15 protein-coding genes and 1 riboswitch are annotated in these 13402 nt (G+C 29.6%); of the genes, 4 read left to right on the top strand and 11 right to left on the bottom strand.

The annotated features are described in order from the left end of the window. Window positions 1-128: 128 nt before the first annotated feature. The 5 genes from ACAG39_07600 to ACAG39_07580 all read right to left on the bottom strand — a co-directional run bounded on the left by ACAG39_07600 (window position 129) and on the right by ACAG39_07580 (window position 4893). Window positions 129-1409, bottom strand: coding sequence for an adenylosuccinate synthase (locus ACAG39_07600; GenBank protein MEZ0537107.1), 1281 nt, complete (start codon window positions 1407-1409; stop codon window positions 129-131). A gap of 95 nt (window positions 1410-1504) precedes the next feature. Further along, window positions 1505-2374 (bottom strand): ABC transporter permease, encoded by an 870-nt coding sequence (locus ACAG39_07595; protein ID MEZ0537106.1) that lies wholly within the window; start codon window positions 2372-2374, stop codon window positions 1505-1507. Then, the gene (locus ACAG39_07590) at window positions 2358-3272 is read right to left on the bottom strand and encodes an ATP-binding cassette domain-containing protein (GenBank protein ID MEZ0537105.1); all 915 of its coding nucleotides are present in this window, start codon (window positions 3270-3272) and stop codon (window positions 2358-2360) included. Before ACAG39_07590 ends, ACAG39_07595 begins: the two co-directional genes overlap by 17 nt. Before the next feature lie 64 nt (window positions 3273-3336). Continuing rightward, a complete protein-coding gene (locus ACAG39_07585; GenBank protein MEZ0537104.1) occupies window positions 3337-4422 on the bottom strand; it encodes a hypothetical protein in 1086 nt (361 codons plus the stop codon). A 3-nt stretch (window positions 4423-4425) separates the two neighbouring features. After that, window positions 4426-4893, bottom strand: coding sequence for a sigma-70 family RNA polymerase sigma factor (locus ACAG39_07580; GenBank protein ID MEZ0537103.1), 468 nt, complete (start codon window positions 4891-4893; stop codon window positions 4426-4428). Window positions 4894-5210: 317 nt separating this feature from the next. Between ACAG39_07580 and ACAG39_07575 the strand changes: the two genes are divergently transcribed. Continuing rightward, window positions 5211-6176: a sugar phosphate isomerase/epimerase family protein gene (locus tag ACAG39_07575; protein ID MEZ0537102.1), complete on the top strand. Its 966-nt coding sequence runs from the start codon at window positions 5211-5213 to the stop codon at window positions 6174-6176. Window positions 6177-6295: 119 nt separating this feature from the next. Here the strand turns inward: ACAG39_07575 and ACAG39_07570 are convergent, their stop codons facing one another. Beyond that, on the bottom strand, window positions 6296-7039 hold the full coding sequence (locus ACAG39_07570) for a carbon-nitrogen hydrolase family protein (GenBank protein ID MEZ0537101.1): 744 nt from the start codon (window positions 7037-7039) through the stop codon (window positions 6296-6298). A 180-nt stretch (window positions 7040-7219) separates the two neighbouring features. On the opposite strand from ACAG39_07570, the gene ACAG39_07565 reads away from it, so the two are divergent. The 3 genes from ACAG39_07565 (at window position 7220) to thiT (ending at window position 8586) form a co-directional block, all read left to right on the top strand. Beyond that, complete coding sequence (locus tag ACAG39_07565) at window positions 7220-7471, top strand: DUF4160 domain-containing protein (protein MEZ0537100.1); 252 nt, start codon at window positions 7220-7222, stop codon at window positions 7469-7471. Between the two features lie 8 nt (window positions 7472-7479). Next, a complete protein-coding gene (locus tag ACAG39_07560; protein MEZ0537099.1) occupies window positions 7480-7755 on the top strand; it encodes a DUF2442 domain-containing protein in 276 nt (91 codons plus the stop codon). A gap of 29 nt (window positions 7756-7784) precedes the next feature. Then, a riboswitch (TPP riboswitch) is annotated at window positions 7785-7890 on the top strand. Window positions 7891-7953: 63 nt separating this feature from the next. After that, window positions 7954-8586, top strand: a complete 633-nt coding sequence (gene thiT, locus ACAG39_07555) for an energy-coupled thiamine transporter ThiT (protein MEZ0537098.1) — start codon at window positions 7954-7956, stop codon at window positions 8584-8586. A 32-nt stretch (window positions 8587-8618) separates the two neighbouring features. On the opposite strand, the gene ACAG39_07550 is transcribed toward thiT, so the two are convergent. From ACAG39_07550 to ACAG39_07530, 5 genes are read right to left on the bottom strand one after another with little or no spacing between them, the layout of a single operon-like run. Next, window positions 8619-9728, bottom strand: coding sequence for a glycoside hydrolase family 172 protein (locus tag ACAG39_07550; GenBank protein ID MEZ0537097.1), 1110 nt, complete (start codon window positions 9726-9728; stop codon window positions 8619-8621). 35 nt (window positions 9729-9763) lie between these two features. Further along, on the bottom strand, window positions 9764-10603 hold the full coding sequence (locus tag ACAG39_07545; protein ID MEZ0537096.1) for a fumarate hydratase: 840 nt from the start codon (window positions 10601-10603) through the stop codon (window positions 9764-9766). Between the two features lie 16 nt (window positions 10604-10619). After that, entirely contained in the window at window positions 10620-11249 is a 630-nt protein-coding gene (locus ACAG39_07540) for a CvpA family protein (protein MEZ0537095.1), read from the bottom strand. Continuing rightward, complete coding sequence (locus ACAG39_07535; GenBank protein ID MEZ0537094.1) at window positions 11246-12286, bottom strand: hypothetical protein; 1041 nt, start codon at window positions 12284-12286, stop codon at window positions 11246-11248. Before ACAG39_07535 ends, ACAG39_07540 begins: the two co-directional genes overlap by 4 nt. A gap of 15 nt (window positions 12287-12301) precedes the next feature. Then, window positions 12302-13393: a SpoIIE family protein phosphatase gene (locus ACAG39_07530; protein ID MEZ0537093.1), complete on the bottom strand. Its 1092-nt coding sequence runs from the start codon at window positions 13391-13393 to the stop codon at window positions 12302-12304. Window positions 13394-13402: the final 9 nt, after the last annotated feature.

The raw sequence follows: 13402 nt of genomic DNA, 5'->3' as shown, positions 1-13402 counted from the left end.
TTAAACTTTTGAAATATTTCCCTGTCAATTTATTATTATAATGAAAATATTAGAGCATATTTTATACATAAATTTATTTAAAAAAAAACGGCTGCCCCAAGTCTATGGAACAGCCAATTTATTTTAAATTAATCCTTTACAATTATACTTTCCCTGCCTGCACCAGTTCCTATTAACCACACCTTTGTATTGGTTTCTTTCTCAATAAACTCAATATATCTCTTTGCGTTTTCTGGAAGCTCGTCGTATGATTTTGCCTTTTTGATTTCATCAAGGCTCCAGCCATCAAACTCTTTATAAATTGGTTTGCAATCCTCTGCAACCTTTAGTGATGCTGGGAATAAATCTAATGTCTTACCGTTATAATCATACTGAACACATATCTTTAGTTTTGGAATATCTGATAATGTATCTAATTTTGTTAATGCTATCTTATCAATACCATTAATTAAACTTGCATATCTTACAACCACTAAATCAAGCCAGCCACATCTTCTTGGTCTTCCTGTTGTTGTACCATATTCAAAGCCTTTTTCCCTAATCATATCCCCAGTTTCATCAAAAAGCTCTGTAGGAAATGGCCCTTTACCAACCCTCGTAGTATAAGCCTTTACTACACCAACAACCTCGTTTATCTGTTTTGGAGCAATACCTGCACCTGTGCAAAATCCACCTGCTGTTGGATGTGATGATGTAACATAAGGATATGTCCCATAGTCTAAATCAAGCATAGTAGCTTGAGCACCCTCAAGTAGTATTTTTTTACCTTCTTTTATTCTGTCTTGTAAAAGCTGTATGGTATCTTCAATATATGGTTTTAATTTTTCACCGTAAACCATAAACTTCTCTAATATATCACTAAACTTCATAGGTGTATAATGATAAACCTGTGTTAGTATTCTATTCTTTCTTTCATAAACATTTCTAAGCTTTTGAATAAATTCTTCTTCATCTAATATATCGCAAACCCTTAGATTTGTTCTCTCAGCTTTATCAGTGTATGCAGGGCCTATACCTCTTTTAGTTGTTCCAAGACTTTCATCGCCTCTTGTTTTTTCAATTTCTTCATCTAATATATTATGATAAGGCATAACTAAATGAGCTCTATCACTAAGTTTAAGGTTTTTTGTTGAAATACCTTTTGCTTCGAGATTTTCTATTTCATCTAATAGTGATTTGGGATCAACAACAACACCATTTCCAATAATATTTAGCTTTTCTTTGTAAAGAATACCAGATGGTATTAAATGAAGTTTATAAGTAACTCCATTAGCTTCTACTGTATGACCTGCATTGTTGCCGCCTTGAGCCCTTACTACAACGTCAGCTTCTTTTGCCAAAAAGTCAACTATTTTGCCTTTACCCTCGTCGCCCCACTGCGTTCCAACAATTGCTCTTACAAAAGTCATTAAAATCAAACTCCTTCTAACCATATATTTACCAATATACATTGCATGTATATTATAACAAATTAGCAGGGCAATTTATAGGGTTTTTAATTCATTTAGATATCTTTTTTTCTAAAGCTTTTTAAAGCTAAAAAAATAAATATTAAAATGTATAAAAACCAATAAATTTTCATAAATATACTTGGTGTTGATGTTCCCGAAAATGGATTAAATGACGAAAAAGCTAAAAGCCCTTCCCCAAAAAGCTGTCTTGAGGTTTCTCTATATATATTATCAACAGGTATAACTAAACTTGTTATTATCCCCACCTTAATTAGTCTATCCCCTACTTGGGATTGAGTTGAAATAACATATCCAACCTCCTCAATCATACCTCCAACCATCGATAATCCCATAAGGATAATAATTATTATTCCTGTTCCTAATGTTGAAATCTTTGTGCTAAAGTATGTAGTTATACTTAGAAGTGTTATAGGTATAATCGAAAATATTAAAATGCTTTTTATAATGTTAATGGTCTTTAAATTTAGACTTATTCCAAAAAATTTATTTATCAATATTATTGATAAAAATACAAAGATACTGTACAAAAAAACAAGAAGAAAATAACCCATAAATCTTCCAAATAGATATTTTTCTCTAGATATAGGCCTTGTTAAAACTGTCTGTATTGTTCCATTTTCAATATCAGATGATATAATCCCTGATGCTGCAAATATTATTAAAAAAGCAACAAGCATGTATGAAAAATAAAGCCCAAACGATATATAGAATATTGATTGTGCACTTCTCATCATCATTGTAGATGCATCTTGCATATTTGAAGTATGAGCCATAATCTCTTTGTTTATCTCATACACTCCAAAGCCATACAAAGCTAAAAATGCAATTGTTAAAACAACTGTTATTAAAAAAATCTTTTTCCTAATCATCTCTTTATATGAATATCTAATTATTGTTCCCATTTAAGATATTCTCCTCTCCAAGAAGCTTTATGAAGATATCTTCAAGTTGTTCCTCTTTCTTAAGCTCATATAATTCTGTTTGGTTAGCTAATACTCTACTTATTTTAGGAATTTCTTCATTGTTCTTTACAAAAATCTCAATTATATTCTGATTCTGAACAGAAAATTTGTATTGTTGATTATTTAGGTAGTCAATTAAATTTTCATTAATATTTGATACCTTAGCATATATTTTTATATTATTGTTTGTAAAATCTTCAATCTTTCCTTTGGCTATTACTTTACCTTTATTTATTATTGCAATGCTATCACAGATTTTTTCAACCTCAGATAATAAATGAGAGTTTAAAAACACAGTTATTCCATTATTTTTAAGTTTTAAAATTATATTTCTTACTTCAATTCTTCCAATTGGGTCAAGTGCCGATGTCGGCTCATCAAGGAATACAATTTTGGGGTCCCCTATAAGAGCTACTGCAATTCCAAGCCTTTGTTGCATTCCTTTGCTATAGTTTTTTACTTTAAAATCTCTATGCTCAAAAAGACCAACAAGATGAAGTAAATCATAAATAAGATTTTTGTTCTGCTTTATACCAAGAAGCCTTGAATGATATTCCAAAACCTCATACCCTGTGAGCCAATCATGAAGCTTAAAGTTTTCTGGTAAATATCCAATGTATTTTCTTGAAGCAACATCACTAATACTTTTATCAAGTATATAGGCATTACCATATGTAGGAATAAGTAAACCAACAAGCATTTTAACAAGAGTGCTTTTACCAGCTCCATTAGGCCCTAATAAGCCAAATATCTGAGGCGATGGAATCTCTATATCAATATCAAAGCAACCCTTTTTGGTACTATATATTTTTGTTAAATTGTCAGTACTTAAAATCATCATATACCTCCTTTATAACACCTTAGAGGCTACCACATTTGAATATTTGGGTAGCCTCCAATTATTACTTAACAGAATAAGCTAAATTAATAATGTCTTCCTTAGAAAGATTAGATGAATTTATTGTGTATATATTGTTATCACTATCAACCCAAATAAGCACCTTATCACTTGTTTTGTTATCCTCAATCAAAATCCCATTTTGCCCATTTACATTTACTTCCTGGGTTGTTTGAGTATCCTTCAAAACTGGTATTGGTAGGGTATGCTTATAATCTTTTATAGCATTAATTTGCGTTTTAATATTTTCAGGTATAAAAGGCAGTGATAAAAGTACATCTTTTATCTCATTAGCATCTACATTCTCTGGTAATGTCAGCTCTGGACTTTTTACCTGCATATAGGAGAAATATATTTGGCTATTATCGCTGTTTGTTTTAGTAAAATTCAAGTATATGCTGTTGTTTAGCTTCACTTTAAATGTTTTATTATTTAATTCTTGTGGTAATAGTTTCCCTGCCCCTAATGTTGAAAGAAGATCATTAACTGTGTCAACATTAAGTGTAAATGTTAGCTTTTTAGATTTTTCAAAATATCCTGATGTTAGATAGAAATCATTATATTTACCTTCAAGATTTGGTATTTTAACTTTAAAGTTGTTTTCAGCTTCTAATGTAGCCATTTGGCTTAAGCTTTGTATTTCTTGATTTCCCTCATTTTCAACCTCTATTTTCCCATATTGCTTTAAATCAATATTCTTTTCTCCTACTTCATTAATTTTGTTTACAATTGTATTGATATCATTGTTAGTTAGGTTTATTGTACTTATATTGCTTACTCTAAAAATATTTAGAGCATCTGATAAAGCCTTTCCTGCTGGTGTAAATATCAGTATCACTAAGACAAGAATTGATGCAACTGTAGCAGCAATTGGTTTTCTAAATTTATTCATATTATTTATACCTCCTATTTCTTTATTATTACCAAAAGACATCTTAGCTTCCATAAATAAATTGAGATTTTTTATTTCTTTATATCTTTCAGAGCAATTTTTACAAAAAAGAAGATGAAGTTTTATTAAAATCTTTTCAAAAAATGTTACTTGATTGTCAATATATGCTTGTAGTTCTCCCTCGTCTATACATTTCATCATTTATCCCTCCTCTCCTTCATAAATCTTTTTAAATTTCTTTTGTGCTCTTAAAATTCTTACACCTACTTGTTTTTTATCAATGTCAAGTATCTTTGATATTTCATCATATGAATATCCTGAAAACTTTAATATAAGTAGGTTTCTATCCATTTCATTTAACTTTTCAAGAATCTCTTTTGTTTCAATAAAGTTATAGCTTAATGTTGTAAGCTGTGGTCGTTCTAAAAAATACTGCTGTTCCCTTTTTTCTCTACTGCTTTTTGACTTTAAAAAATTTATTGAAAGATTTTTAGCAACAGTAAAAAGCCATGCAGCAATATTTTGGTCATTTGGGGGATTTGAATACATCTTTATGAAAACCTCCTGTGCAATATCTTCTGAGTCCTTCTCATCACCAATGATATATCTTATATGATTTTTTACTTTGTCAAAGTATTTACTATAAATCTTATCAAAGTGCAGCTTCAAACCCCCCATTTCTTTTGTTTGCTTTCTATTATTATAAACAAAATAAAAATAATTTTTATTACAAAAAAAATTCTTTTTGTGATAAATTATTAGCATAGAATATTTTATTTTTAGAAGATTTTTTTGCCAAAAAAACATAATAAAATAACCATTTATGAAATATAATAATTCCTAAGAATACTATAGAATTAATAATAGAATGAATTTTTTTGACTAACACATAGCTAAATAATATAAAGTTATACTTTCAAAGTGCATTCAATTGGTGTAATTACCAGTTGATATATTTCAAAATAATATTACAAGGAGGATTTATAATGAAGCTTGGTGTTTTTGGTGTTTTATTCGGAAATATGAAGCTTGAAGATGCACTTGACTATATAGCATCAACAGGGGTACAAGCTGTTGAGGTTGGCTGTGGCGGATTCCCAGGAAAAGCACATTGTGACCCTGAAGTTTTATTAAAAGATGAAGCAGAACTTAAGAAATTTAAAGAGGCATTTGAAAAAAGAAATCTTATGATCTCTGCTTTATCAACTCATGGTAACCCTGTTCATCCACAAAAAGATATTGCTGATGCCTTCCATAAGGATTTTGAAAATGCTGTTTTACTTGCTGAGAAACTTGGCATTGATACTGTTATTACATTCTCCGGTTGTCCTGGTGATAGCAAGAACTCATTGTATCCAAACTGGGTAACTTGCCCTTGGCCAGATGATTTTTTGAAGATATTAGATTATCAATGGAATGAAGTATTAATACCATATTGGGAGAAAGCTGTTAAGTTTGCAAAGGATCATGGTGTAAATAAGATTGCTCTTGAAATGCACCCAGGCTTTTGTGTATATAACCCAGAGACTTTGCTTAAACTTAGAAATGCTGTTGGTGATGTAATAGGTGCAAACTTTGACCCAAGCCATTTATTCTGGCAAGGAATTGACCCTGTATATGCAATTAGAGAGTTAAAGGGTGCAATATATCACTTCCATGCAAAAGATACTAAGATAGATGAAATAAATACAAAAACACATGGTGTTCTTGATACAAAACATTATGGGGATGAAATAAATAGATCATGGATATTTAGATCAGTAGGTTATGGCCATGACTATCAAGTTTGGAAAGATATTATAAGTACATTAAGAATGGTTGGATATGACTATGTACTTTCAATCGAACATGAAGATAGCTTAATGACAGCAAGAGAAGGCTTTGAAAAAGCTGTTAAATTCTTAAAAGAAGTATTAGCATTTGAACCAAGAGGAGAAATGTGGTGGGCATAACCCCACCACATTATGCCAATGGGGACGGTTCTTGTTGGCTCATTTTGTACTTACATCACTTCGTTTTCCATAAGCTACATTTTATCTAACAGGATGTATCCTCACTCTCTATTCTCTTTTTATATGTATTGTGAAATATTTGTCATCTGAAGTTCATAACAAAGTAGTGCTTCTTCGCTTTCTCCTGCACTTACAACTACATTCCCTTCAGGCTCAATTATCAAACTATTTCCCAAACTTATCATACCAATATGAGTGCCAATAGTATTTGCTAAAACAACATAAAATTTGTTTTCAACAGCTCTTGTTATAGGAATTGCTCTATTTTTCTCAATTTTCCATCTTGCTTCTTTGGGATTATAATAATGTGCAGTAAGAATAAATAAAACCTTTACACCTTCTTGCTGTAATTTATGTGTAATCAATGGATAGTTTTGATCCCTACATATTATTACACCACATTTTACTCCTTTATATTCAAAAGAAACTACTTTTTCTCCTGAGCTAAAAAATTGTGATTCAAGGTTGGTAAGATTAATCTTGTCATATGTAACCACGTCTTTATTTGGCAAAATAATGCCTGCTCTATTTTTTAAACTACCATTTTCAATATATCCATAACCAATAATTACAGCAATCTGGTTTTTATTTGATATCTCCTGTATAGTATATAGATAATTATTAATTTTATTATTAAGATTTATGTCAGATAAAACTTCTTTATTGTAACCTGTTAGACTCATTTCAGGAAAACATATAATATCACAAGAGTTTTCTTTTGCTTTATCTATAAATGAGACAATTTTTTCAAAATTCTTTTCTATTGAATTATTAATGCTTATCTGAGCAGCAGCTACAATCATCTTTTTCTCCTCCAAAATGTGAAAATTAATGATATATAAAATGTTTAGTATAATACTGTTTTGATTATTATTTATTATTTTCATTATTGCATATTTATTAGTAAAAATGCAATCTATTGAATAAATGTATTTATAAATTTATAATAATATATAGAAAAATATAAAAGTATGGTGATTAATATGCCCGAAATAACACGCTTTTATGGTATTATCATAAAAATGTTTTTCAAGAATGAACATAATCCTCCTCACTTTCATGCTATTTATGGTGAATATAATGGCGTTTTTGAAATAAAAACGTTAGAGATGATTGAAGGAGATTTACCTAATCGTGCACAAGAATTAGTTATTGAATGGGCTTCAATGTATAAAGATGAATTACAAAAAATGTGGGAAACAAAAACACTTAAAAAATTAGAACCTCTAAAGTAGGTGATTTTATGGTTTTTAATAATAAAAAGATATATCCAAAAATTATTAATGTAAAACCTGATTTAGAAAGATTAACATTAATTATTCATTTTGATAACGGAGTATCTAAAGAATATAATGTTAAAAGACTAATTGAGCAAGACAAAACTTATTCAAATTTACTAGACAAAGCTATTTTCCAATTAGTTAAAGTTGAACCAGGCGGTTATGGTGTTAGTTGGAATGAATATTTAGATCTTCCTGAATCTGAACTTTGGGAAAATGGTGAAGAATATAAGAGTTGATTTTAAGTGATATTATATATATAATTACATTTGAAAGCCGGGGGAGCTTTTTGCTGAGAGTATGCTTTTTAAAGCATAGACCCTTAGAACCTGCACTAGGTAATGCTAGCGTAGGGAGAGCAAGGTAAATTTTACACTCTCATTTTGTCAAAAAGCATTCCTCCTACGGCAAATATTATTTGTAGGAGGTTTTTTGTTATGAAGGGTTTCTTTGAAATTTTTAAAAAGTTTTCTGAATTGAAACCAGAAACAATTGGTATCTTGGTTGTTTTAGTCTTAGTATGCTTATTCTTAATATTAGGAAGAAATAGACTAAAATTTAACACAAAATCTATTGTGTATGGTGGCCTTACTATTGCTCTTTCTTTTATACTCTCTTATATAAGAGTTTACAAAATGCCACAAGGTGGTTCAATTACATTAGCAAGCATGTTGCCTATTTTTGTATATTCGTATATATTTGGACCATTTGCTGGTATTGCTGCAGGAATAGGGTTAGGTATTCTTCAGTTAATACAAGATGCTTATGTTGTACATTGGGTTCAGCTTTTACTTGATTACCCTATTGCTTTTGGAGTTCTTGGCTTAGCTGGTTTATTTAGAAAGAATCTCCCATTAGGTATCTTATTCGGTGGACTAATGAGATTCTTAGCACATTTTTTATCAGGGTTTATCTTTTTTGCTGAATATGCCCCTAAGGGTATGAATCCTATTTACTACTCATTTGTATATAATATTTCATATATATTACCAGAGTTAATTATTTGCATCATCATTTACTATATTCCTAATGTTAGAAAATCAATTGATAGAATTATATCTAATATGTAAAAGGAGAGGCTGATTAGCTCCTCTCCTTTGATCTATTTTTCATTTCCCCAAAGTTTATTGTAACCTTTTAGTTTTCTCCATGCATCTCTCCATATATGAATATCTGATACAGTTATGTCAGGCATATTTTGTCTTAATTCAATTGGTAGCAAACTTGGGAACTTCTTGTGTGGTTCTATTTGATACCAATATGCAACAGAACATATATCAAGAGTTAGACAGTTTGCATGCCCATGCTCAATTGATGCTCTGAGCGATTTATTAAAAACAATTGGGTCTTCTACAAAAAATCTATAACAATGAGTTTTTCCCAACCATCCAAATTGATTAGGAACTTTTGCATATCCAAAATAAGGATGTTGATATATTTCATTTGGACACCAAGCACCGTTAAAGAAGTCTTCTGTGCCAGTTCCATGTAATGAACCTGGCCATTCTTCTCCATCAATTAACCACATATCGTCGCCTTCACCATACCACATTGGAGTTGGACTATGAACAAAGTAATTAATACCTACAAATTGTCCTTGTCCCTCAATCTCTGCGAATAGATAATTATCCTTGTCACTTGGGTTTACCTGATATGGTGCTAATGTTTGCCATTCATTTTCACCTATATCCCCTGGCTTAGTTATCTCTCTATTCCACCATGCATGAAATCTCCCATAATTTTCAGGAATTGAATTGTATTCTTCATAATCTATATTGAAATAAAAGCTCTTTATAGGCTTTTCAGATTGATTTTCTATGGTAATCTTTGCGTGTCTTGAAAATGGCATTGGAAAATAGCAATTTAATGCTCTTCCCCCAGAAGGAGCTGCAGCTAATGGTAATGAAATAAAATTATAGTGTTCACCCCATCCTTGTCCAAAGAAATCTCCCAATGGTGATTCTACACTTGGATTTTCTTCTCCATCCCAAAACATTCTAATCACTGCATTCCTAAGTATCATGTTATCATCTGAATCAAGTGTAATCCATATATGCCTGATTATACCCGAACCTTCAATTTCAAAGATACTTTTTGTTTCTTTTGGTGAAATACTAATACAATCAGCATTCCCTCCTGTTTTATCATAGGAAGATATCCTCTTTGTTTTTGCTTGTCTTATTTGAAAAAGACTACTTAGCGGACTAAACATAATAATCCCCCCATAAATTATTAATTACACAATCATTATATAATAATCTCTCCATGCCTTGCTACATGGCAACAAATATTTACAGCTACAGGAAGGCCTGCAATATGTGTTGGATACTCCTCGATAAAAACATCAAGTGCAGTTGTTTTACCGCCGAACCCTTCTGGCCCTATACCAAGAGAATTTATTCTTTTTAAAATCTCTTCTTCAAGAGCCTTTATGTATGGCTTTTCATTCCTTTGTCCTATTTTTCTTAACAACGCCTTTTTTGAAAGAATAGCTGCTTTCTCAAAAGTCCCCCCTACACCAATCCCAACAACAACGGGTGGACAAGGATCAGAGCCTGCTATTTTTACCGTTTCAACAACAAAATTAATTATCCCTTCTGTTCCATCAGCAGGATTAAGCATAACTAATCTACTTTTATTTTCGCTACCAAAACCTTTTGGCATAAAATATATCTTTAATTTATCACCTTTTATAATTTCATAGTGTATAACTGGTGGTAAATTGTTATCTGTATTTATTCTTTCTATTGGACTTTTAACAACTGATTTTCTAAAATAGTTTTCTTTATATGCCTTCTCTGTCATCTCAAATATTGTATCAGTTATTGAGCCTTCTAATACAATTTCCTCTCCAATTTCAACAAAAAACACAGCCATACCAGTGTCTTGACATATTGGTCTTTTTTTTATTTTTGCAAGCTCAATATTCTTATTTAATATATCAAGTGTATTTTTGGGCACATCTTCTTCTATTTGCTGTGCTTCTTTTAATTTATTGCATACATCATCTGGCAGTATATAATTTGCTTCAACAATTAAGTTGTATATCTTCTCTTTTATGTCTTCAATCTTGATAATTCTTTTCATTATAATTTCTCCTTCGTTACACTTTAATGTATCCCTTTAAAAGATTTACTACAACATTATTATTATATAGTATTTCAACAAACATTGATTTTTTAATATTGGCTTGCATTCCTTTAAAAATCTCAGCATTAGGGAAGAAATAAATTATAGCCAAAAATATATATGTAAACATTAGTGCAATTGCAATACCTGCTATTAATCCTCCTGTTCCATCAATTGTTCCTAATATAGGTACTTTTCTTAAGAAACCAAATGTATTTTTTATTATCATAATGGCTATCTTTGCTAAAAAAAATGTTATGATTATTGCTAAAAAATTTGCTAATATAACTACTGCTGCATCCTGAAGCGTTTTATTAATAGCATTATTTGCTTGCTCTATTGAGCTTTTGAATAGTTCAGGTACTGTTGGCATAACTTCATTCTTTAGTATAACCTTGTCTGAAACAAATTTATATAGAGCATCTTTTATGGGCTTTGAAGATAAAAGAATTGAGCTTACAATTTTATAACCAATAAGTGCAATAAACCATGAAATGATATATGATCCAAAATCGAATAGCATTCTTAATAACCCTTTTTTATATCCTATTATAGCACCTATTCCAATAATAATTAAAAAAATAATATCACTCTGATTTATCATAAACCAATCCTCTCTTTCATTACTTCTATTCTATTGTTATATATATAGTAAATTTTATCATTAATTATGATAATCTTTTTTACATTATATAAATTATCATCTATCTTTTTTATTTTGTTAAGCATTTTTGAAAATAAATATGCATTTGAAGAGTTAATAAGAATAATATTTTCTTGATTCAATATTAGTTTGTCAAAATGTTCAATTTGTTTTGTTGTAAATGAATCTGTTATTTGGTTAAAAATTAAAGCCTGTCCTAAACTATTGAATAATAAATAACTTCCATCTAAATATTCTAGTTGTTGTTTTACTTTTATATAGGTTTTCTGAGGTTTTATAAATTGGTCAATTTCCATTATCTGCCCTTTTCTATCCATGCACAAGAGATGATCTTCTATTAAGTAGCTCCTGATAAACTTCTCATCTAGTTCCTTTGATTTATATATCCCTCTTCTGTCAATAAAGCTGATATAGCTTTTTTGATCTTGATCTTTTGTCCTTAGTATTGCTACAATCTTTTTGTTATTAAAATCAGCATCAACAATATCTTCTCTTACAGATAAATGTAAAGTCAATTTTAGATTATTATCATATGTTAGTATGTAATTATCTTTGTTATCAGTTAATATTAAAATAAATCCGTATTTATTTACACTTAGTTTGCTAATTTTAAGTGTATAGGTTAAATCAAATAATTTATTTCCCTTAATAACATGAAGAACATTTTTATCTAAATCTTGTATAACTGCTATTTTTGTATTGGTGAATAGTCTAAATCTTTCTAAATTTAGCTTATACCAATCAATATTGTTATTTGCAAAAATACCAATATTGTTTTTTGATATTAACAATATACCTTCTTCAATTCTTGCAGCATCGTTAATTTCATATTTTGGGTGTATTGTTGTAAAATATTCATATCCTTTTATTTTATCAACGCTTAACAAAGAAAATCCAAGCTGATCAGATACAAACACTACTGATATAAATAATGCAATAAATAACATAAGCTTATATATAAACTTAATCAGCCTCATTTTATCACTCTTCTTTTAGATCTTTTCAATTATTAAAATTGTTATATCATCATCAATTTCATGAGCAAAATTTCTTATATCTCTAACTAATAACTCAGCATTTATATTTTTTATACTTATCAACCTTTTAATTAATCTTTTCTTACCATACATTTCACCCTGTTTATTTTTACTCTCAATTAATCCATCAGAATATAGAATTAATTTATCTTTTTCATTTAAAGTAACTTCTTTAACTTCAAAATTTTGTCCTAAGTCAATAGAGGCTACTGGCTGGCCTGATAAATTTATGACCTTTATTTTCCTTTGAGAATGCACAACAATTGGTTCTGTGACATGACCAGCACTTAAAAGTTTAATTTTCCCTGACTCTTTATCAAGCATACCTAAAACAAAGGTAATATATACTTCAGAGGGAAAATTCATCTCTATAAAATCTTGCAGAACGCCTTTTATAATAGTTTCTATATCTTTATCTTTTGATTCATGTGCATTTTTAATTAAACTTTGCTTTACAAATATTGTTACCATTGATGCCAAAAGCCCATGACCTGCAACATCTGCAACATAAAAGAGTAGTTTATTGTCTAAATTTATTACATCTAAGAAATCTCCACCTAATCTGTCACAAGGCTTATATGTATATGTAATTCTATATCCCTCTGTTTTAGGAATTATCGGAAGAAGCTGCTGCTGAAGTCTTTTTGCAAATTCAACATCTCTTTTTAGAATATCATTTTGTCTTTTAAGCCTTTCCTCCATCTTTCTTTGTTCTGTTACATCTCTAAAAACCTCAACAGTACCAATTATTTTACTTTCATTATTATAAACTGGTGAACTTATTACATAATAAATCTTATCTTCGTATCGTTCATATTTCATAAATCTTTTTTGTTCATTAATAGATTTAACACTAATACATTCATCACATCTTTGTGTTTTACATAAAACTTCATAACATTTTTTCCCAACAGTTTCCCCAAATTCTTCTTTCATTCTATTATTATTAAAAATAATTGTTCCATCTAATGATATTACTCTAACTAAATCTAACATTCCATCTAAAACACTTTCAAAATATTCTTTTGGAAATGTTTTTTTGCTCATCTCTTCCAT

The sequence above is a fragment of the Caldicellulosiruptoraceae bacterium PP1 genome (assembly GCA_041320695.1).
Lineage (GTDB): Bacteria > Bacillota > Thermoanaerobacteria > Caldicellulosiruptorales > Caldicellulosiruptoraceae > JBGGOQ01.
The sequence above is the reverse complement of the archived record's forward strand: the minus strand, read 5'-3'. Positions and strand labels throughout refer to the sequence as shown.